This window comes from Nonomuraea sp. CA-141351 (assembly GCF_050944675.1).
GTDB lineage: Bacteria > Actinomycetota > Actinomycetes > Streptosporangiales > Streptosporangiaceae > Nonomuraea.
Genome location: NZ_CP191982.1, coordinates 4,217,272 through 4,238,559 on the forward strand (window position 1 = coordinate 4,217,272; position 21,288 = coordinate 4,238,559).

Genomic DNA, 21,288 nt, shown 5'->3' on the forward strand with positions numbered 1-21,288 from the left:
TGCGCTGTGGGCTCGCGCGCGCCTCAGACGGAGCGGGCTCGCGCTCGGTCACGTCGATGTCGTAATTCCTCGGCTTGATGCGGAAGAGGGCCTGCCGCGCATCCGCCACATCGACATCCTGTCCGCGTTCGGAGCAATTCCACACATGACGTCCAGCACTGAGGCCACCTCGAGCACCCCGCAGGTAGCGGTCAACGACATCGGGTCCGAGGAAGCCTTCCTCGCGGCGATCGACGAGACCATCAAGTACTTCAACGACGGCGACATCGTCGAGGGCACCGTCGTCAAGGTCGATCGAGACGAGGTTCTTCTCGATATCGGCTACAAGACCGAGGGTGTCATCCCCTCGCGCGAGCTTTCGATCAAGCACGATGTCGACCCTGCTGACGTCGTGGAGGTCGGGGAGCACGTCGAAGCCCTGGTTCTCCAGAAGGAGGACAAAGAGGGCCGCCTGATCCTGTCCAAGAAGCGTGCGCAGTACGAGCGCGCCTGGGGCACGATCGAGAAGATCAAGGACGAGGACGGCATCGTCACCGGCACGGTCATCGAGGTCGTCAAGGGTGGTCTCATCCTCGACATCGGCCTGCGTGGCTTCCTCCCGGCGTCCCTGGTCGAGATGCGCCGTGTCCGCGACCTGCAGCCGTACGTCGGCCGCGAGCTCGAGGCGAAGATCATAGAGCTCGACAAGAACCGCAACAACGTGGTCCTGTCGCGCCGCGCCTGGCTCGAGCAGACGCAGTCCGAGGTTCGCCAGACGTTCCTCAACACCCTCCAGAAGGGTCAGGTCCGCAAGGGCGTCGTCTCCTCGATCGTCAACTTCGGCGCCTTCGTCGATCTCGGCGGGGTCGACGGCCTGGTCCACGTGTCCGAGCTGTCCTGGAAGCACATCGACCACCCGTCCGAGGTTGTCGAGGTCGGCCAGGAGGTCACGGTCGAGGTCCTCGACGTCGACATGGAGCGCGAGCGCGTCTCCCTGTCGCTCAAGGCCACTCAGGAAGACCCGTGGCAGCAGTTCGCCCGCACCCACCAGATCGGCCAGGTCGTGCCGGGCCGCGTCACCAAGCTGGTGCCGTTCGGCGCGTTCGTCCGGGTCGAGGAGGGCATCGAGGGCCTGGTCCACATCTCCGAGCTGGCCGAGCGCCACGTGGAGATCCCGGAGCAGGTCGTCCAGGTCGGCGACGAGATCTTCGTCAAGATCATCGACATCGACCTCGACCGTCGTCGCATCAGCCTCTCGCTGAAGCAGGCCAACGAGGGCGTCGGGGCCGAGGTCGAGTTCGACCCGACCCTGTACGGCATGGCGGCCACCTACGACGACCAGGGCAACTACATCTACCCCGAGGGCTTCGACCCGGAGACCGGGGAGTGGCTCGAGGGCTTCGACAAGCAGCGTGAGGAGTGGGAGCGGCAGTACGCCGAGGCCCAGACGCGCTTCGAGGCTCACAAGAAGCAGATCGAGGACGCCCGCAAGGCGGAGGCGGAAGCCGGCGAGGCCGAGCCGTCCTCCTACAGCGGCGAGTCGCAGCCTCCGGCGGGCGGCTCCACGTCGGCTCCGGCCGGCGGCGCCCTCGCCTCCGACGAGGCTCTCGCGGCTCTGCGCGAGAAGCTCGCCGGCGGCCAGAGCTGACCATCTGGCTCTGACTGAGTTCCTTTCCGGAAGGCCCCGCACCCGACGTGGTGCGGGGCCTTCCGCCTTCTGCGCCTGGCTCGCCTCGCACGAGGGGCCTTCCAGCGGCTCGCCTGCGCGCGGCGTGCTCAAAGCCGGTGCGAATGCGGAACAAATCTTGCCGCATGGGCTCCTACGGTCGTCCCCATGGAACAGATCAAGTCATTCCGCATCGACATCCCCCAGGAAGACCTCGACGACCTGAGGGCGCGGCTGCGGCGTACGAGGTGGGCGCGCCAGCTGCCCGGCGGGTGGAGCAGGGGCGTGCCCGTGGCGTACCTGCGCGAGCTGGCCGAGTACTGGGCCGACGGGTTCGACTGGCGGGCGCAGGAGGCCAGGCTGAACGCGTTCCCGCAGTTCACCACCGACATCGACGGGCAGCAGATCCACTTCCTGCACGTGCGCTCGCCCGAGCCCGAAGCGCTGCCGCTGATCATCACGCACAGCTGGCCGAGTTCCGTCGCCGAGTTCCTCGAGGTCATCGGCCCGCTCACCGACCCCCGAAGGCACGGACTCGACCCCGGCATCGCCTTCCACGTCGTCGCGCCCTCCCTCCCGGGGTTCGCCTTCTCGCCGTTCCCCGAACCGGCCGGCGCGCGGCCGTGGAGCATCGAGCGGGTGGCCCGTACGTGGGCCGAGCTCATGCGCAGGCTCGGATACGAGCGGTACGGCGCCCACGGCAACGACGCCGGGGCGCTGGTCACGCCGCAGCTGGCCGCCCTGGACGGCGAGCACGTCGTGGGCTCGCTCATCACGGCCGGGCTGGGCATCCCCACCGGGGACCCCGCACAGCTCGAAGGGTTCGGCAAGGAGGAGCTGGCCGAGCTCGAGGAGATGACGGCGTGGATGACCGGAGGCAGCGGGTACGGGCCCTACCTGGCCGCCAGGCCGCAGACGCTCGCGCACGGGTTCGCGGACTCGCCGGTGGCGCAGCTCGCGTACCTGGTGGAGAGGTTCAAGGAGTTCGACGGGTGGGGTTCGGGCGCCGAGCCGATCGACCGGGACCTGGTGCTCACCAACGCGAGCGTCTACTGGCTGACGGACACCGGCGGATCGTCGTCGTGGACGTACTACGAGGGCGCCGCCGGGCTGCCGATCCACCAGGCCGCCGTGCCGACCGGTGTGACGCACGGCGGGTCCGCGCTGATGCGGCGGATCGCCGAGCGGGACAACGACATCGTGTACTGGGGCGACGCCCACAGCCCCAGCCACATGGTCGCCATGGCGGCGCCGGACCCGCTGGTGGCGGGCATACGCCACTTTTTCCGGACGCTCCGCTGAGCGGGCCGTAGATTTTACCTGGAGGTCCTCGCGAGCCCGCCACCCGCCGGGTCCGGCGCTGCCAGACTGACGGGCGCTGTTGACACCTACGGACGCTCAGGGGCGATGCGGTGGGCAAGGCTCAGCGGGTGACCATCCTCGTGACGGCTGTTCTGGCGGCCGCCGCCGCGGTCGCGCCGGCGGCGAGGGGCGGGGCCTCATCGGCCCTTCCCCAGTGGCAGGACTGTGGCGACGGGTTGCAGTGCGCCAAGCTGTCCGTGCCCGTCGACTGGGCCAGGCCGCGCGCGGCCCGTACCGACATCGATCTCGCGCTGATGCCCGCGCAGGACCCGGAGCACAACCTCGGCGCCCTGGTGGTGAACACCGGCTATGGCCCGACCATCGAGGCGGTGCGCGCTCAGCCCGACACCGTGAGCGAGCTGACCAGGTGGTTCAACGTGGTGCTCGTCGAGTCGCGCGGGCTCGGCGACCGGGGGAGCGCGGCCATGGTGCACTGCTCCGTGGCGCAGCCCGACCCGCTACGCCTGCTCCTCGCCCCTGGGAAGGCCGCATGGCACTCCTACGCCCGCGACAACGCCGCCTACGACAACAGCTGCCGGGAGGCCGCCGGGGCCCTCTACGACGGCCTCACGTCCTGGCAGGTCGCTCACGACCTCGAGGCCCTGCGCGCCGCGCTCGCTGAGCCGCGGCTGCGCTACTTCGGCTCCTCCTACGGGGCCGTGTACGGGCAGGCGTACCTGGAGCTGTTCCCGCACCGGACCGGGCGGATGTACCTCGAGGGCGGGCTCGACCACACCGAGCCCAACCTGGAGCAGAGGCTGACCTCCGAGGCGCGGGCGGCCGAGCAGCGGCTCATCGCCTTCCGCGACTGGTGCAGGACCAGCCTGAGCTGCCCGCTCAACGGCGATGACGCCGTGTCGGTCCTGGACGACCTGCGCCACCGCACGCCGCTCAGCGCCGGCCCAGGGCGAACCGTGAAGACCAGGCGGCTGCTGGCCGCCGTCAACGCCGGGCTCGCCCCGCAGCACTGGCCGGCGCTGGCCCAGGCCCTGTCCGCGGCCAAGGACGGCGACGCGAGCGCGCTGGCCGCGATGGCCACCGTGACCGCGCCGGCACCGCCCGGGACGGTGGCGGGCTCCATGTTCTGCCACGACTTCATGCCCGCCGTGCCGGGCTACCGGCGCTTCCTCGACATGGAGACGCGGCTGCGCGAGGTGGCGCCGCGGGTCGGGTGGATGGCCGCCCGGTACGAGGTCGCGCGCTGCCTGGGCATACCGCGGCAGGCCGCCCCCAGCTGGCCCCCCCACGCGCCGGACGTGCGCAACGGCCGGCAGGTGCTGGTCGGCGTCGGGCGGCTGGACACCTCCGCCCAGCCACTCGGGGAGATCCCCGGGGCACGGGTGCTGTGGCACGGTGACGGGCCCGGCGCGTACCTGCTCCAGGGGGCCGACAAGCTCCGCGCGACCTGCCTGCGTACGCACGTGCACGACTACCTCGTCAACGGTGTACTCCCGGACAAGGACACCTCCTGCCCGAGAGAGCTCAGCGCGGGCATGTATTCGTGACGAGTGGCGGTAATGTGCTGCCCGTGCTGATCGAACGGGCGGTGGCGGCGGACGCGGGCGAGATCCTCACCGTGCAGCGGGCGGCCTACGTGAGCGAGGCCCAGCTGTACGGCGACCCGTACATCCCGCCGCTCGTCGAGTCGCTCGAGCAGGTCCGCAAGGTCATCGAGGGCGCCGTCGTGCTCAAGGCGCTCGACGCGGGCCGTGTCGTCGGGTCGGTGCGCGGGCAGGTGTCAGGCACGACCTGCCTGGTCGCCCGCCTGGTCGTCGCCCCCGACCGCCAGGGCCAGGGCCTCGGCACGGCCCTGCTGACGGCCCTGCACGAGGCGGTGCCGGAGGCGGAGGCGTTCGACCTGTTCACAGGTCACCTGTCCGAGGCCAACCTCAAGCTCTACCGCCGCCTCGGCTACCGGGAGACGCACCGGGAGCGGATGGACGACCACCTGACGCTGATCCACCTGCGTAGGCAGCCAGATCGATCCCCTCCTCCGCGATGATCATGGCGCGGCCCATGTCGTCGTCCACCCAGTTCCACCCCCACCGCCACTCAGAGCCGGCGGGATGGTCGGCGTTCAGCCGGTCGAGCACGGACTGGAGGGCCGAGGCGGGCACGACGATCTGGTGGCGGCCCCGCCACGGCACGTGCACGGGCGGGTCGAGCGGCGGCGGCTGGACCCCGTGCGCGCGCAGCGCCTCGACCACGGCCGCGGGATCCACCCCGAACAGGTGCAGCGTCGTCGGGTCCCGGTCCACCTCGACGTCGTAGGCCAGGGCCAGGAGCCAGTGTTCCGGTGACGGCACCCGGTGGCCCGCGGCGAGGGCCAGGCCGGTCGCGATGCCGTACAGCTTGTGGAAGCGCGGGTTGGCGAAGCCGCCCGCCCGGTGCGCGGGCTTGGCATGTTGGGGCAGGCATTCGAGGGCGTGCGCGCGGTCCAGCCCCGCCCCGGCCAGCACCCGCGCGGCCACGGAGTCGCCGGCCAGCAGGGCGAGGACGACGTGTTGCGGCCCCACCCAGTCGTCTCCCACGGCCGCGGCCTGCTCGTGCGCGGCCCATACGATCGCGGACGTCATACTTACGATGATGACGCCGTAGGCTTTTCCCGTGTTGAAGACAGGGCTCACGGGCGGGATCGGATCCGGCAAAAGCGAGGTGTCGAAACGGCTCGCGGCCAAGGGCGCCGTCGTGATCGACGCCGACCGGATCGCGCGCGAGGTGGTCGAGCCCGGCACGCCGGGGCTGGCCAGGGTGGTGGCCACGTTCGGTGACGAGGTGCTCCGCCCCGACGGGTCGCTCAACAGGGAGAAGCTCGGCTCCATCGTCTTCGCCGACTCAGAGCGGCTCGCCGCGCTCAACGCGATCGTCCACCCGCTGGTGGGGGAGCGGGTGGCGGAGTTGCAGAGCCGGGCGGCCGACGACGCGATCACCGTGTACGACGTGCCGCTGCTCGCGGAGAACCACCTGGCGCCCATGTACGACGTGGTCATCGTCGTCGACGCGTCCGACGAGACCCGCATCAGGCGCCTGGCCGAGCACCGTGCCATGCCCGAGGCCGACGCCATGGCCCGCATCGCCGCCCAGGCGAGCCGGGAGGACCGGCTGGCCGTGGCCGACATCGTGATCCTCAATGAGGGCGCGCTCGACGAGCTGGACGCCCGGGTGGACGAGGTCTGGGAGGAGCTGACCAGGCGCGCCGCCCGCGGCTGAGCCCGCCCCCTGTGGTCCTCGTGCGGCGGGTGGTGAGCGAGCTAGCCGAGCAGGTGGCGGGTCAGCTCGTAGAGGCGGCGGGCGTTCTCGGGGTCGAGGGTCGGCAGTGACGGGTCGACGGGGGTACGCCGGTCGTAGGCGAGCAGGCCCTTGCCCGGCGGGTCGTCCATCAGCTCGATGATCGGCTGGATGCTCTTCTCCACCGGCTGGCCCATGAGCTTCGCGAGCAGCTTGATGATCGTCTTGGTGGGCTGCTTCAGGCTGCCGGTGCCGCTGTCGGTGAAGCCGGGGTGGTGCAGGAGGTAGCGGGTGCGCCCGTCCGGGTGGTTGGCGGCGTACGCGACCCCCAGCAGGTCGGTGGCGCGGCCGCCCTGGAGCATGGCCTGGATGGAGCCGTAGCCGCGCTCCAGCGACAGGTCGTCCCAGTGGATGGCGCCCTTGGTGATGCCGACGCCGCAGATGTTCACGATCATCGGGTTCTCGCCTCGCTCCAGCAGGTCGGTCAGGCCGTAGCTGAGCAGGAAGCGGCTGACGTAGTAGAGGGCGAAGGTGGCCTCGAAGCCGTCGGGGGTCTCCACTCGGCGGGAGAAGTGGCGTATCGCGGTGAGGACCAGCCCGTCCAGGGCGTCGTGCCGCGCCTTGACCTCCTCGATCACCCGTACGTTCGCCGCCACCGAGGTCAGGTCGGCCTGGATGAACGCGGCCCGGTCCCCGGCCCCCATGCGGGCGGCCTCGTCGAGGACCAGCCGGCCCTTCGCAGGGTCGCTGCCCACGACCGTCACCCGGTCGCCTCGGCGCAGGAAGTGCAGGGCCAGCCCGCGCCCCATTCCGGTTGTGCCACCCGCCACGACATATGTCCCCATATTTCGTCCTTTAAGTCATCGAACGCTGACTTGGGGAACGTAGCACAGCCGAGGCGTACAATGTCAACGCTCGATGACTACGGGGAGGAACCCGCGTGCCGAAGAGAGATCGGGAGGCCACCCGGGCGCGCCTGCTGGAGGCCGCCAGGCTGCGCTTCGCCCGCGGGGGCTACGACGCCACCAGCGTCCGCGACATCGCCGGGGACGTCGGCGTGGACGCCACCCTGATCTTCCGCTACTTCGGCTCGAAGAAGGGGCTGTTCGACGAGGCCACCGCCGACATCCCGCAAGATCTGCTGGAGGGACCGCAGGAGGAGCTGGTCGCCCGCATGCTGCGTACGGTCGTCTTCGCCGACTGGGCCATGTACGGCGGGGAGCACCCCCTGGTCGCCATGCTGCGCTCGTCGGCCCACGAGGACACCAGGCAGCGCATCCGCCAGGAGGTCTGCGACACGTACGTGCGGGCGCTGGAGGACCTGGTGCAGGGCGAGGACGCGCAGCTGCGGGCGGAGCTGCTCAGCGCCTGGCTGGTCGGCATCGGCATCCTGCGCTCGGTGGTCGCCACCCCAGCCCTGGCCGGGGCCGCGGCGGCGGACCTGGCGCCGCACGTGGAGACCGTGGCCTCCGGCCTGCTCGGCCGCCCGATGTCCGGCACGGCGGAAGACCCGTCCGCGGAACGACGAGCCCCAGGAGTCTCAGAAGGGTGAGTCGAGCGGCACCTGCCGCACCCCCGGCAGGTAGGCGTCGAGCTCGCCCAGCTCGAACCGCGACATCCCGATGACGTGCCAGAACTGCCCCGCGGGCTCCCCCTGGATCTTGTAGCGGCCGTCGGGCGCCAGCGCCGCCCACCCCTCGGTCAGCCCGAGCAGGGTCGCCCGCCGCTCGCCGCCCTCCCAGAGGATCACCACGCCGTCGTCGCCCGCGCTGGCCAGCAGGTCGGAGACGGGGCTGAAGGCGACCGACCACACCCGCCGGGCGTGCCCGGCCAGCTCGTGCAGCGTCCGCCCGGTCGCGGTCTCCCAGACCCGCACCACCAGGTCGTCGCCGCCGGTGGCCAGCCGGTCGCCCGAAGCGTTGAACGCCACGCTCCACAGCCGCCCCTCGTGCCGGAGCTCGTGCACCAGCCGGGGCTGCCAGGCCTGCCCGGGGCGCAGCTCCCACAGCATCGCCCGGCCGTCGTTGCCGGCGCTGGCCAGGTGGCGGCCGTCGGGGGAGAAGGCCACCGAGTAGACCCGGTCGGTGTGCCCTTCGAGGGTGGCCACCCGGCCGCCGGAGGCCACGTGCCACAGGCGTACGAGCTTGTCGTCGCAGCCGGTGGCCACGTACTCGCCGTCGGGGCTGAACGCGATCGAGCGGACCCGTCCGCGGTGGTCGGCCAGGTTGCCCGCCAGCCGCCCGGTCGGGCGGTACCAGATCCTGACGCTGTCGTCGTCGTTGGCCGTGGCCAGCAGTTTGCCGTCGGGGCTGAACGCCTCGGCCCAGACGTGGTCGGTCTCGGCGTGCAGCTCGCGCTCGTAGTCGCCGGTGGTGGCGTTCCAGAAGTGCACGCCGCCGTCGTTGCTGGAGGTGGCCAGCACCGGCCCGGCAGGGGAGAACATGGCCGAGATGAGCCGGTCGGCCGTGCCGGTGAACTCCCGCAGCCGCCGTCCGGTGCGCGGCTCCCATACGCGCACGACGCCGTCGTTGCCGCTGGTCGCCAGCATCGACCCGTCGGCGCTGAACCTGACGGACGAGATGCGCCGCCCGTGTCCGCGCAGCACCCGCTGGCACTTGCCCGACTCGGGGTCCCACAGCCGCACGGTGCCGTCGTTGCTGCTGGTGGCCAGCTGCTGCCCGTCGGGCCGGAACACGAACGGCCAGACCGAGCTGCGGTGCCCCGTCAGCTCGACCCGCCGGCCGCCGCCGATGGGCTGGAGCCGTACCACGCCGTCCGAGTCGCCGCTGGCGACCGTCTGCCCGTCGGGGCTGAACGTCACCTGATAGACGGCCGCCGCGTGCGTGGTGTGCACGCCCAGCGACTCGCCCGACGCCTCCCACACGCGCACGCCGCCCGCCGTGTCTCCCGTGGCCAGCAGCGAGCCGTCGGGGGAGAACGTCACGCAGTAGACGCTGCCCGCGTGCCCGGTCAGCACGTGCTGCGGCGTCCACGTGGCGGTGTCCCACAGGCGTACGGTGCCGGCCTCGTCGCCGGTGGCCAGCAGGCGGCCGTCCGGGCTGTGCACGGCGCGGTAGACGCTGCCGCGATGGCCGTCGAGGGTCTCTTTCACCTGCCCCGACGACAGGTCCCAGACCCGCACCACACCGGCGGCGTCGCCCGTCACCAGCGTCGAGCGGCCGAACGACGCCGTGTAGATCGGCGCCCGGTGCCCGCCCAGCTCGTGCGCGAGCCGCCCGGTGGCGCTCTCCCACACGCGCACGACGCCGTCGCCGCCTCCTGCCGCCACCAGGTCGCCCGAAGGGCTGAGGCGTACCGGCCAGACGCCATCGGGGTGGCCGGTCAGCCGCCGCAGGCGCTCGCCGGTGAGCGCGTCCCACAGCACCAGGGTGCCGTCGCTCGCGCCCGTGGCCAGCAGGTCGCCCGCGAACGTCACCGCGTAGACGCGGCCACGGTGCCCCTGCAGTGTGCGCACGGGCGCGCCGCCGACGCAGAGCAGCACGCCGCCGTCCTCGTTGCCGATCGCGATCGTGCTGCCGTCGGGGCTGTAGGCGATGGGCTCGGGCAGGCGGCTGGTCTGGAAGTGGTAGCCGTAGGGGACGCCGATGCCGGCCGGGGCGAACTCCACCTCGACCGGTTGTCCCGGCACGACCGCCGCCCCGTGCAGATGGGGCAGCGTGCCGGTCACGTTGATCAGCGAGGCCCGGTGCCAGCGGGCGCCCTCGACCGCCGCGTCGCTCAGGTCCACCTGCGCCAGCCGCGCCCCCGACAGGTCGGCGCCGGTCAGGTCGGCCCCGGTCAGCGCCGCGCCGTCGAGCCGCGCCCCGACCAGCCTGGCCTCGCGCAGGGTGGCCCTGGACAGGTTCGTGCCCGCAAGGGTGGCCTCGGACAGGTCGGCGCCGGTGAGATCGACCTCGCGCAGGTCCCTGGCCGACAGGTCCTCGCCCTTCAGATTGGCGCCGCGCAGGTCGGCGCGGGCGGGGGTGCGCAGCCTGGCGGAGATCTTGACCGCGTTCGCCCTGGACACGTCGTCGCCCGGCGGGTCGGCCACCCAGGCGCGCAGCGCCCGCACGTCGGCCAGGTCGCACAGGAACTCCACCGTCAGCGCCGACAGCGGCCTGCGTGACAGCAGCGCCAGGTTGTCCAGGGCGATGTGGCGGGCGATCACCCACTCCATCACCGACGCGTGGATGAACCCGAACATCCCCTCCTCTGTCCGCACCAGCAGGCTGCCCGAGCCCATCCGGTACGCCGCGTGCGCCGCCGACAACTGCCCGTCGGCCAGGTCGGTCAGCGTCTCGCCGAGCTCGGTCAGCTCGTCCACGCCCAGCAGCGACTCACCGGTGTCCCACAGCCGCACCGCCAGCGCGGTCACCGCCCGCCACAGCTCGTCGACGGTCAGCGCGGTGGCCGAGCCGGGAACCCTGGCCCGCCGCTCCTCGAAGGCCAGCCAGGAGCTGAGGATCTCGTCGTACAGCAGCGCGGGGCTGATCGTGTGGCGGGCGCCGGCCACCGTACGCAGGCGGTCGGCGTCGAGGTCGGCGATGAAGCTCAGCATGCGCGGGTTCTGCGCCAGCGCGAGCAGGTCCGCGATCTCGCCCATCAGCGACATGCGGGCCCTGGCCTCGTCGCCGTCGTCGAACCGGTTGGCCAGGTAGGAGCGGATCTGGTCGTGCGTGAAGTCCTCGACGCTGAGCACCCGCCTCTGCGGCAGCACCCCGACCATCTCGCCGAGCGAGGTCAGCACCTGGCTGTGCGACTTGAAGTGCTGCGTGCGGCTGGCGACCACGATCTTCGCCTTGTCCTCGGCCGCCGCCAGCAGCGTGGCCAGGTGATCGGCCGCCCGGTCGAACGTCAGCCGGGTCACCAGCTCGTCGAACCCGTCGAACAGCAGCACGATCCGCCCCTGCCTGAGCAGATAGCGGAACGCCTTCAGGTCGATGAACTCCTCGCCATGGCTCGCCAGGTGGGCCGCCACCAGCGCGTCCACCGAGTGCGACTTGTCCAGGGCGCGCAGCTCGATCAGGATCGGCGTCAGGTGCGGCAGCTCGGCCGGGATGCGCCGGGCCAGCTCGCGCAGCGCGAACGTCTTGCCGTGGCCGAAGTCGCCGAGCAGCAGCAGGAAGCGGCCGTGGTCGGTGTTCAGCAGCCGCATGAGCTCGTCGGTCAGGCCCTGCTTGACCTGGTTTCCCGGGCGGTCGAGCTCACGGTAGCGCTGCGGCACGTACAGGCCGGGCGGGTAGCGCCGGTCGGTCGTCAGCCTGGCCGTCTGCTCGCTGACGTAGCCGGTCAGGTCGAGCAGGCCCTGGAACTCGGTGAAGCTGCGCAGCCGCACGCCCTTGCGCATCAGGTCGTCGCGGAGCGCCCGGGAGGCGGGCGGCCCCTGATAGACCAGCTCGGCGGCCAGGCCGGTGGCGTGCGCCTGCCGGACGAACCCGTCGGCCGCGCTCCCGGTCAGCTCGCCCACGTACGCGCCGATCATCGTCTGGCGGACGAACCCGTCCTCGGGGTGCGTGACCACCAGATGCGAGTCGAACCTGCGTATCCTGGCCCGCTCGTGCCTGGCCTCGCAGACCTCGGCGATCCGGTCGAGCAGCAGCTCGACCGGGCTGGGCGCGCGCTCGTCCGGCTTGGGCGCGGGCGGCTCGGCCGACGGGCTCTCGCCGGTGAACGTGGCCCGCACGGCCCTCCACCGATGCGGGACCAGTTCGGGAACGACCGCGTCGGGCAGCCACGTACGCAGCCCGTCAGGGGTGATCTCGACCACCTGGTGCCGCCCGGAGCGCGGTGCGGCGATCCTGCCCTCGGCCGCGTCGGCCGCACCCCCGTGGAAGAGCAGGTTGAGCCGGTGAGCGAGCAGCCGGTCGAACGCCGGGGCGTCCCGCAGCTCGCCCGGCGGATGCCCGATCGCGCCCAGCCGCAGCCACGCCCCCTCCTCGTACGGCCGCAGCCGCTCGGCGAACCAGGCCGCCTGCGCCTCGCCGAGCAGCGCGTACGCGTCGCGTTCCAGATGGCTCATCGCCATCGTGGAGTTGAGCCCCGCCACGACCACCCTCAGGTCGGGCACCTCGAACAGCGTCCACGGCTGCCCGCCGTCGAACACCCGGTCGTCCAGCCCCTGGTACACCTCGCCGAACAACCCCGCGAAATGCCGCCACTTGGGCCAGTAAGGAGGCTGCGGGCTCACGTCGTCGGCCTCGCAGGTCATGAAGTAGGCGCTGGCCGCGGCCTTGGTCACGTCGCGTGGCCCGGGCAGCAGCACCAGCCGGTGCGGCTCCAGTCCGATCAGCAGCCGCAGGTCGGTCACGAACCGGGTAGCCTGCCCGAACTGCCCAAGGCTGCCCGACTCGGTCAGGTCGCCGCTGACCACCATGAGGTCGGGACGAGGCATGCCGCGGTCGTACATGGCGGTCAGATCCGCCCAGATCCGCGCCTGCATGTCCTCCGGCGTGAACGGCTCGCCGGGATCGGGCAGCGCCCTGCCGAACCTGGGGCCGCCGATGTGCAGCACGCTGATCGACTCGCGCCCCCGGTCGGCCCTCACCGCCGGGGGGAACTTCGGCGCCGTCACCGGCGCGCGCCGCGCCCTGGCCCGCTCACCCGGCTCCGGCAGCGTCGGGGGCGGCGCCGGCACGCTGGACCCGTCGGGGAACGCGGGCGCCGCCTCCGGTTTGGCCCTGCCCGCCATCGCCTCCCGCACCCTGCCCAGCAGCAGCGCCCTGGCCTGCCCAGGGTCGGTGACGCCCAGCAGGTCGACCCAGGTGATCGTGGACAGCAGGCCCTCGAGCCGGACGTCCTCCAGCCTGATGGTGACGAGCTTGTTGGAGGGGTTGTCGGGGTCCGCCCGCAGTGCCGCCTGCCATTCCAGCCGGCCGTAGCGGGAGGTGAGGTAGTTGCGCGAGAGCACCGCCACGACCAGCTGCGCCTCGCTGACGCCCCGGTCCATGAAGTCGATGAAGTTGGTGCCCGGGACGAAGTCCCACGCCTGGATCATGGTCCGGTAGCCCGCCGCCTCGAGCTCCCATGCGATCCAGGTGGCCCAGGCCGTGTCGGCCGGGGAGTAGCTGACGAAGATCTCGGTCGGCCTGCCGTCACGCGCCATGAGCCCAGTATCCCCTGTGAGACAGCGGGTTTCAGCGAGGCCATAGGATCGGACGGGTGTGGCGGCGTCTTGGCACCCTCGACCTGATCAGGATCGGGCTGCTGGTTCTCGGAGTGTTCTTCCCGGTGACCGGGCTGCTGCCCTGGGAGGACGCGCTCGCCAGCCTCGACGAGATCGGCCCCTTGCTGATCTTCCTGGTCGCGATCATCGTGCTGGCGGAGCTCACCAAGGAGGCCCAGGTCTTCGACGCCATCGCGGCGAGGATGGCGGTGTTCGGACGCGGTAACTACGCCGCCCTCTTTTTTCTCTGCACAGCCTTCGCGTCATTTATCACGATATTTCTGAATCTGGACACGACGGCGGTCCTGCTCACCCCCGTCATGCTCGCCCTGGCCCCCAAGGCCCGCATCGCCGCCCTGCCCCTGGCCATGACCACGATCTGGCTGGCCAACACCGCGAGCCTGCTGCTCCCCGTCTCCAACCTGACGAACCTCCTGGGTATGGAGAAGATCGGCCTCGACGCCCAGGAGTTCGCCGCGCGCATGTGGGCGCCGCAGCTGGCCTCGATCGCCGTGACGATGGCGTTCCTGTGGGTGTTCTACTGGCGCCGCGGCCAGCGGCGCGACCTGCGGTACACGCCGCCGCTGCTGGAGCCGGTGGCCGACCGCGTGCTGTTCGGGGCCGCGTCAGCGGGCTGCCTGCTGTTCATCGTCCTGCTGATGCTCAAGGCACACGTGGCCGTCGCCGCCACGGCGGCGGCCGCGATCGTCGTGGGGGCGTTCCTGCTGCGCGCCCGCCACCGCCTCACCTGGAGCCTCATCCCGTGGCAGCTCATCATCTTCGTCACGGGGCTGTTCCTCGTGGTGCCCACGCTCAGCAGGCACGGGCTGTCCGACCTCATGACGTGGATGGTCGGCACGGAGGGCGACCCCTACCGCACCGCCGCCGTCGGCGCGGGGCTCTCCAACACGATCAACAACCTGCCCGCCTACAAGGCCGTCGAGACCGTCATCCCGCCCACCGATCGCAACCAGCTGCTGGCCCTTCTGGCCGGCACCAACGTGGGCCCGGTCATCACGCCGTGGGCGTCGCTGGCCACGCTGCTGTGGTTCGAGTCGTGCCGCCGGCACGAGGTCAAGGTGCCGATGCGCCGCTTCCTGCTCACCGGCACGGGCCTGGCCGTGGTGGGGCTGCTCGCCACAGTGTGGGCGCTGGTGCACGTCGGCTGAGCGGGCCCGGATCAGGCGGCGGCCGGCTCGTAGGCTCCGGCGACCGCGCCCAGCGCCCAGCGCATCCGCACGACGTACGTCTCCGGGTGGTCGCCGGCCTCCTGCGCCACGTACGCCGCGCACCAGCCCGCGTCGCCGCCGCACGCGCACAGCCGCTCGTCCACGGCCTCCCGGATCTGGAACGGGGACAGACGGTCGGACGGCTGCAGAGCGGTCGCGAAGAGCACCTGCGCCAGCTCGATTGTGGTCATCATGTCGGGCTCCTCCCCTTGTGCCGTTCTCTCTGAATAGACCTCGAACGGCGGCGGAACTCATCGGCAAAAGACACACATCTTCTGCGGACTCTTCCTCATTCGAGGACGGAGAGGAGCCCTGGCAAGGCCCGCGGATGGGCGGCGACGAAGCTGCGGTCGTCGGGCGTGCCGTCGAAGCACTCCTCGAACGGTCCGCCGTCCAGCGCCCTGATCTCGATGCCCGCCTCTCTGGCCAGCAGCGCGCCCGCCGGCAGGTCCACCGCCTCGGCGCGGTAGCCCACGATGCCGTCGATGTCGCCACGCGCCAGCATCGCCCACGACAGCAGCGGCGCCCACAGCTGCAGCAGCCTGCGCGCGTTGAGCTCCAGCGCCGACTTCAGCGCGCGCACCGTCGCGTCGTCCCTGGGCACGTCGTAGCCCTGGGTCCAGGCCAGCAGCGGCCCGTGCGGGCTCGGGACGTGCGGGGGCGCCAGCAGTACCCCTGAGGACGACCCGGCCGGCGAGGACAGGGCGCCGCGCCCGCGGATCGCCGACCACGTCTGCGCGGAGACCGGGTCGTGCACCACCCCGAGCACGGGACGCCCGTCGCGGCACAGGGCCACGCCCACCACGTAGGCGGGCAGGCCGATCGCCACGTTGTTGGTGCCGTCGAGCGGGTCGACCAGCCACGTCCACTCGCCGCCCGCGGCCCCGACCAGCCCCGACTCCTCGGCGATCACCGCGTGCGACGGGTACGCCGTCAGGATGCGCTCCAGCAGCAGCTTCTCCGAGGCCAGGTCGAGATCGGTCACCACGTCGCCCGCGTCCCCTTTGGCCCGGACGCCGACCGCGCCCCGCATGCCCTCCAGGAGCAGCGCTCCCGCGGCCTCGGCGGCTTCGACGGCGACCGTGCGAGCGTGATCCAGGTCCATCGGGTGCCTCTCAGGTCAGGTGCGCGGTGATCAGGCGTACGGCCAGTTCGGTCTCGCGTGCGTCCAGCGGCTGCCTGGCCACGTGGTGCGGCCCGCCGCCCAGCGGGCCCAGTGACAGATCGCGGCTGCCGGGCCGGCCCCGCCCCAGCGCGATCGTGGCCGCCTCGCCGCCCTCGGGCACGACGCTGCTGTGGAAGCGGCCGGCGGCCAGCGTGTACGTATCGCCAGGACCGAACACCTCCACCAGGCCCGTCGCGTGCCGCACGGTGCGCCCGGTCGGCGAGATGCGGTCGCCGTCGGCCCCGCTGACCACCTCGAACACCCGGTGCGTGGCGTCCGCCCCGGTGTCGGTGACCACCACGTGCACGTTGCGCACCTGGCCGTAGAGCACGTGGCTCACCAGGTCCCAGCTGTGGCAGTGGATCTGCGAGGTGGTGCTCTCGGCGTGCGCGAGCGAGTCGGACCACAGGTGGACGCATACCCCCTCGCCGCCGTCGCGCTCCAGCGGCAGGCACACGAATCCGAGCGGGTGACGCACCGCGGTCAGGTCGCCGGCCGAGAGCGCCTCGAGCGCCCACGACCTGGCCTTGCCCCCGAGGACGCGCTGCTGGACCGCGTGATGGCTCATGACCGGTGCTTACGTTCCGTCTCGTCGGTGAGCGACTGGAAGCGGCTCACCATAGGGATCGACGGCGCGCAACGCCTTGCGGGCGATGTCGACGACGTCATGGCCGTTGTAGGACTTGGGCAGGGGCACCCCGATGCGTTCGAACAGCTCCTGCACCTCCTCGATGGTGGGCTCATCGCTCAGAGGCACCCGCTTGTACATCTCCAGAGCCACCCGCCGCGCCTGCTCGAAGCTGAGCCGCAGCTCGGTGTCGCAGTTTTCGTAGTAGAACGTGCCGGCCAGCGCGGTCATCGCCTTGTTCGGGTCTTCGACCGTCATGATGAGGCGGGTGGCCGACAGATCCCAGCGGAACGTGGTCATCGTCGACGACAGGCCCACCGCGATGTCGAGCAGGCCGTAGCGCTGGCGGTGCCAGAAGGCGGCCAGGATCGTCGCGTACGACTCCTTCCTGGCCCGGTCGGCCGTCCACGTCTCCCCGGTGCCGTCGGGGGCGTCGGACAGCGAGCGGCGGTAGTGCGCGTACGTCTCGCACACCTCGAGGTTAGACGGGTCGATCACCTCGACCCTGACCGTGAGGTGGCGCTTGTCCCTGCGGGCGGCCGCGACGCACTCGGGCAGGGTGACCGCGCGCAGATAGGTGCCGGTGCCGCCCTTGAAGCTCCACCTGGGCGTGTCCTTACGCGCCTCGGCGTGGTACTGGGCGATCTCCTGCTTGCTGCCCAGCACCCTGACGAGCTGGAGGGAGTCGAGGGCCTTGCGGGTGCTGCCGACCAGCGTCTCGATCTCCTCCATGCGCGCCAGGCGCACGGGCAGGTCGGCCAGCGCGCCCGAGGTGATCGTCTCCTCGACCGGGGCCTGACGGGCGCGGTCGCGCAGCAGCGCGGTCGCCACCAGCGCCATGATGACCAGCGTGGCGGCGTTGACCAGTTGCGTCTGCACCTTGATCGGGACGATCTCGTCGGGCATCACGCCCAGCACGCCGATCACGATCGCGAGCAGGAGGGCGATGGCGCCGTCGGCATTCTGCGCCGCCCATGGGGCGGCCCGCTTCACCGCCGCCATGAACCGTGTCATCGCCTCGCCCCGCCGTCCGACGATCAGTCCCCGAGGTCATGGTAACGACCGCGCCATGCGACTGCCAGGGCGCGCAAAGGAGCGATCACCTAGCGGTCGCGCCGCCCCGCCGTCGATCGGCGGGGCGGCGGTGATCCAGGCGGCGGATCAGAACCAGCCGCGGTGGCGGGCCATCGCCTCCAGGCCGCGCTGCAGCGCCGCGTCCGCCGAGTGGGGCGAGTCGTCGTAGCGCACGGTGAAGCGGTTGTAGGCGTCGTGGCTCGAGGTCAGGAAGCCGCCCCGCTTGTCGGCCTCCAGGATGACGTCCATCTGCCGCGGCCCGGCGATGAACGTCAGCTCCAGCTCGTTGAAGTGGCGCCGCCACTGCCCGCCCGCGTAGTACTCGATCTCCTGGAAGAACGGCATCGTCGAGCCGTACAGCGTGCCGCGCTCCAGGTCGGCCTTCTTGAACCGGAAGCCCAGCCGGTCGAGCGCGCCGATCACGTGGTCCTGCGCGGGCAGCGGGCTGACGAACAGCGGGTCGAGGTCGCCCTTGTCGAGCGCGCCCGCCAGCGCCAGCTCCGTCTGGACGCCCAGCTTCATGCCGTGCAGCGGGTGCCCGGCGATGGCGCTGATCGGCGTCTCCCACGGGACCGCGACCTCGAACGGTTGCTGGTGCTGCGCGCCCGCGGCCAGCTGGAACGTCCCCGCGACCTGCTGACGCAGGAAGCTGTAGGTCGTCTTGTACTCGTTGTCGCCCGACTCGACCTCGACCACCGCGGTCAGGTCGACGTAGATGCCCTCGACCTTGTAGTCGGAGTTGCCGCCGCGGAAGTGGACGACGCCGCGCAACATCTCGCCGGGGCGCACGCCGGTGTTCGTCAGCACCGTGTCCACCTCGACACCCGCGCCGAACGCGGCCATTAACTTGCGGAACACCATGGGGTTCTCCTAAGCGGAAGGTGTGTGGCCGTTCATTTGGCCGGTACCTGTGCCCGAGATGCGGGGGAGCAACTGGGCGAGAAGGAGGGTGGAGAGCGCGGAGTCCGACTGGCCCTGCTGGGTCCGTACGACCAGCGGCTGGGGGGCGTTCTCCGCGAGCTTGGCGCCCACGTCCAGGCGCCTGCGGGCCAGCTCGTACTGCAGCACGGCCCGGTTGTCCCGGTACGACTCGGCCAGCCGGCGCAGCGCCTTGGCCTCGTTCTCGGCGGCGGTCAGCTCGGCCCGGCCGCGCGCCTCGATCTCCCACGTCACCCGCTGTGCCTCGGTCTCCTGCTCCTCCAGCATGCGCGCCACGTCCTTGCGCGCCTTGTTGTGGGCGGCCTTGACCTCGACGACACGGGCGTCACGGGTCTTCTTGGAGCGCTCGATCTCCATCAACAGGGTGTCGATGCGGCGCTTGCGGGTCAGCTCCCACTCGCGCTCGTAGGCCGAGAGCTCCTTGGCCACCTTCTCGCGGGTGGCCAGGTGCTGCTGGTACTGGTCGGGCAGCTGGACGTCGGGGATGTTGGCGCCCGTGACCCGCACGCCGTACCTGCCGAGCTGGCGGTTGAGGGCGTCCTGCATGTCGCCGACGTCGGAGCCACGCAGGTCGTACGCGCGCTCGGTGTTGACCCTGCGGCTGCGCTGCCTGATCGCGTCCTGCACCGCGCTGGAGAGCACCAGGTCGAAGTTGCCCGCGCCGATCGTGCGGACGAACGCGACCGGGTCCACGATGCGGAACTTGAGGAAGAACTCGATCGACTTCAGCGGCACGTTCTCGGCCGTCGGGCAGGCCACGATCGGCGCCGAGTACGGGATCTCGGTGGAGGTGTCGACGACCGCGTCCACCCGGTCCCACGGCAGCCAGAGGTAGTGGCGGCCCGGCGGAAGGGTGCCGGTGATGGCGCCCCAGCGGCTGCGCACGCCGGTGGTGCCCTCCTCGATCTCGATGATGGCCTTGCGCCACATCGTGACCAGCGCCACGACCAGGAAGAACAGCGCCGCCAGCGCGGGGAGCAATGTGAGGTCGGTCAGGACCGCCATCCCGGCGAAGTACAGAGCCAGGAACACCAGCGCCATCCACGCGAAGCCGCGCCGGTCCTTGGGGATCACGACGGGCACGAGCTGGCCCTGCTCGCCGCCGCGCAGCAGCTGGCGGATGTCGCCCCAGGAGGCCAGCGACTCCTTGATCTTGGAGAACTCGCGTGTCATCTCAGATCCCCCCCTTGCCGGGCAGCAGGCGTTCGACGGTCCGCTCGAGCTCCGCGTCGGGCTCCGGCGGGTCCTGGGGCTCGGTCACGTCGGCGGCGGCCTTCTTGAGCAGGGCGACGATCTCGCCCTCGCGGCCCCGCACCCGCTCGCCGATCTCGTCGAGCCTGGAGCGGATCGCGGCCATGTCCTCGGCCGAGAACAGCGCCGCGTCCTTGCCGCCCACCAGCTGCTGGGCCAGGGCCAGGAAGTCGATGTCGGTCTGCTCGCCCACCTGCACCACCTGCGGCAGCCTGGTGGCGACCGACTCCAGCTTGTTCAGCAGGTCCTGCTGGAAGCGGTAGTCGAGGATCTCGGGCGCCTCCGCGGCCGACAGCGCCCGGATGTCCAGAGCCTGCGCCTCCAGGAGAGCGGAGTTGGCGTTGGCCGTGGACTCGGCCTCGACCAGGCGCTGCCTGGCCTGCGCCGTGGCCTGATGGGTGGCGCGTTCGAGCGCGGTGTCCATGCGGGCCTGGTAGCCGGCGATCTCCGCCTGGATGGCGCTCAGCGTCTCCTGCAGTCCGGCCAGCTCCTTGACCAGGTCGCCCTCGTTCTGCTCCTTGCGCAGCTGGAGCTCGTACTCGTAGGTGTAGGCCTCCTTGGCGACGCGGACCATCTCAGGGGCGGCCAGGTCCATGCGGTATTCCTGGCTGGACGGCTCGGCGTGCGTGATGTTCACGTCGGTGAGCCGTACGGCGGGCAGGAACTGCTGGTTGAGGCTGTCCAGCATGCCGACCGTGCTCTCGCCCACCAGGTCGTAGATCTCCTCGGCCCGCTGGGCGTAGATGAGGGAGCGGGTGACCTCGCTGATGGCGTTCTGCAGCTTGGACTGGAAGCCGCTGACCGAGCCGAGCACGAAGATGAACTCCGCCGGGTTCTCGATCCTGAACTGCAGGAACAGGTCCACGCTCGCCTTGACGCCCTGCTGCGTCGGCGCCTCGCTGATCGGCGCGTTGAACGGGTACTCGCGGGTGGTGTTGACGATGTAGCTGACCCGCTTCCACGGGTTGAACAGCGTCACCCGGCCCGGGTCCGCGATGTGCACCAGCTTGCCGAACTGGGTGATCAGCGCCTTGCAGCCCTCGGGCACCATCACCACGCTGCGCCGCCACCACAGGAACGCGGCCGCCAGGACCAGCACCACCCAGTAGTGGGGGCCGAAGACCAGATCGGTGTTCGGGATGACGTTTCCGAGCGCGCCGATCAGGCCCAGCACCACCAGGATGCCCAGGGGCACGATCACCTTCGCGGTGCTGCCCTTGGGGATCACCACCGGCGAGATGACGTGCATGCCGTTCTCGGCGAAGCTGCGGTTGACGATCTCGCCCGCCTCGTTCAGCGAGGCCGACCTGGCCTCGATGAGAGTGCCGACGGAGGCGCCGCCGTCTCGGGCCGCGGCGAAGTCGTGCGGGTTCAGCGCGAAGCCCCGGGCCTGGCCCGTCAGCTGGCCCGCCTGGTCGACGACCTGGCCCATGGCCTGCCCCATCGCCTGCCGTACGTCACCCCCTTGGGCCACCGCTTGGGCTATGCCCTGCCCTGCCTGGATCAGTGCCTCTCTGGGTCGTGACATCGAACCTTCCTTTTCCGCTACAGGCGGATCCGACCGTATCGGGTATGACTTACTGTTCGCTTGCAATGGGATGTCAT

17 protein-coding genes are annotated in these 21,288 nt (G+C 71.2%); 7 read left to right on the top strand and 10 right to left on the bottom strand.

Annotated features, from left to right (window positions below; genetic code table 11):
• Positions 1-145 precede the first annotated feature (145 nt).
• From rpsA to ACQPWU_RS20000, 4 genes are all read left to right on the top strand, one after another.
• Positions 146-1,627, top strand: coding sequence for a 30S ribosomal protein S1 (rpsA, locus tag ACQPWU_RS19985; protein ID WP_433442134.1), 1,482 nt, complete (start codon positions 146-148; stop codon positions 1,625-1,627).
• Between the two features lie 186 nt (positions 1,628-1,813).
• The gene (locus ACQPWU_RS19990; RefSeq protein ID WP_433442136.1) at positions 1,814-2,947 is read left to right on the top strand and encodes an epoxide hydrolase family protein; all 1,134 of its coding nucleotides are present in this window, start codon (positions 1,814-1,816) and stop codon (positions 2,945-2,947) included.
• Positions 2,948-3,075: 128 nt separating this feature from the next.
• The gene (locus tag ACQPWU_RS19995) at positions 3,076-4,512 is read left to right on the top strand and encodes a hypothetical protein (protein ID WP_433442138.1); all 1,437 of its coding nucleotides are present in this window, start codon (positions 3,076-3,078) and stop codon (positions 4,510-4,512) included.
• A 26-nt stretch (positions 4,513-4,538) separates the two neighbouring features.
• Positions 4,539-5,009, top strand: a complete 471-nt coding sequence (locus ACQPWU_RS20000; protein ID WP_433445248.1) for a GNAT family N-acetyltransferase — start codon at positions 4,539-4,541, stop codon at positions 5,007-5,009.
• On the opposite strand, the gene ACQPWU_RS20005 is transcribed toward ACQPWU_RS20000, so the two are convergent.
• On the bottom strand, positions 4,897-5,583 hold the full coding sequence (locus ACQPWU_RS20005; protein WP_433442140.1) for a Clp protease N-terminal domain-containing protein: 687 nt from the start codon (positions 5,581-5,583) through the stop codon (positions 4,897-4,899). The two genes, ACQPWU_RS20000 and ACQPWU_RS20005, sit on opposite strands and share 113 nt — an antisense overlap.
• A gap of 31 nt (positions 5,584-5,614) precedes the next feature.
• Here ACQPWU_RS20005 and coaE point away from each other — a divergent pair, with 31 nt between their 5' ends.
• The gene (coaE, locus tag ACQPWU_RS20010) at positions 5,615-6,217 is read left to right on the top strand and encodes a dephospho-CoA kinase (protein ID WP_433442142.1); all 603 of its coding nucleotides are present in this window, start codon (positions 5,615-5,617) and stop codon (positions 6,215-6,217) included.
• Between the two features lie 41 nt (positions 6,218-6,258).
• On the opposite strand, the gene ACQPWU_RS20015 is transcribed toward coaE, so the two are convergent.
• Positions 6,259-7,080 (bottom strand): SDR family NAD(P)-dependent oxidoreductase, encoded by an 822-nt coding sequence (locus ACQPWU_RS20015; RefSeq protein WP_433442144.1) that lies wholly within the window; start codon positions 7,078-7,080, stop codon positions 6,259-6,261.
• 95 nt (positions 7,081-7,175) lie between these two features.
• Here ACQPWU_RS20015 and ACQPWU_RS20020 point away from each other — a divergent pair, with 95 nt between their 5' ends.
• Positions 7,176-7,787 (top strand): TetR/AcrR family transcriptional regulator, encoded by a 612-nt coding sequence (locus ACQPWU_RS20020; RefSeq protein ID WP_433442146.1) that lies wholly within the window; start codon positions 7,176-7,178, stop codon positions 7,785-7,787.
• Here ACQPWU_RS20020 and ACQPWU_RS20025 read toward each other — a convergent pair.
• On the bottom strand, positions 7,776-13,337 hold the full coding sequence (locus tag ACQPWU_RS20025) for a TIR domain-containing protein (protein ID WP_433442148.1): 5,562 nt from the start codon (positions 13,335-13,337) through the stop codon (positions 7,776-7,778). The genes ACQPWU_RS20020 and ACQPWU_RS20025 overlap by 12 nt on opposite strands.
• A 56-nt stretch (positions 13,338-13,393) precedes the next feature.
• Here ACQPWU_RS20025 and ACQPWU_RS20030 point away from each other — a divergent pair, with 56 nt between their 5' ends.
• Positions 13,394-14,566 carry an SLC13 family permease gene (locus tag ACQPWU_RS20030; RefSeq protein ID WP_433442150.1) on the top strand — a complete coding sequence of 391 codons (1,173 nt, stop codon included), beginning with the start codon at positions 13,394-13,396 and terminating at the stop codon, positions 14,564-14,566.
• Between the two features lie 11 nt (positions 14,567-14,577).
• Here ACQPWU_RS20030 and ACQPWU_RS20035 read toward each other — a convergent pair whose 3' ends face one another.
• The 7 genes from ACQPWU_RS20035 to ACQPWU_RS20065 all read right to left on the bottom strand — a co-directional run bounded on the left by ACQPWU_RS20035 (position 14,578) and on the right by ACQPWU_RS20065 (position 21,211).
• Entirely contained in the window at positions 14,578-14,820 is a 243-nt protein-coding gene (locus tag ACQPWU_RS20035; protein WP_433442152.1) for a hypothetical protein, read from the bottom strand.
• A 95-nt stretch (positions 14,821-14,915) separates the two neighbouring features.
• The gene (locus ACQPWU_RS20040) at positions 14,916-15,731 is read right to left on the bottom strand and encodes an inositol monophosphatase family protein (RefSeq protein ID WP_433442154.1); all 816 of its coding nucleotides are present in this window, start codon (positions 15,729-15,731) and stop codon (positions 14,916-14,918) included.
• 10 nt (positions 15,732-15,741) lie between these two features.
• Complete coding sequence (locus ACQPWU_RS20045) at positions 15,742-16,359, bottom strand: hypothetical protein (protein ID WP_433442156.1); 618 nt, start codon at positions 16,357-16,359, stop codon at positions 15,742-15,744.
• Between the two features lie 9 nt (positions 16,360-16,368).
• A complete protein-coding gene (locus ACQPWU_RS20050; RefSeq protein ID WP_433442158.1) occupies positions 16,369-17,433 on the bottom strand; it encodes a hypothetical protein in 1,065 nt (354 codons plus the stop codon).
• Between the two features lie 147 nt (positions 17,434-17,580).
• The gene (locus tag ACQPWU_RS20055; protein WP_433442160.1) at positions 17,581-18,354 is read right to left on the bottom strand and encodes a sporulation protein; all 774 of its coding nucleotides are present in this window, start codon (positions 18,352-18,354) and stop codon (positions 17,581-17,583) included.
• Positions 18,355-18,363: 9 nt separating this feature from the next.
• A complete protein-coding gene (locus ACQPWU_RS20060) occupies positions 18,364-19,605 on the bottom strand; it encodes an SPFH domain-containing protein (RefSeq protein WP_433442162.1) in 1,242 nt (413 codons plus the stop codon).
• A 1-nt stretch (position 19,606) separates the two neighbouring features.
• Positions 19,607-21,211 (bottom strand): SPFH domain-containing protein, encoded by a 1,605-nt coding sequence (locus tag ACQPWU_RS20065; protein ID WP_433442164.1) that lies wholly within the window; start codon positions 21,209-21,211, stop codon positions 19,607-19,609.
• Between the last annotated feature and the right edge of the window lie 77 nt (positions 21,212-21,288).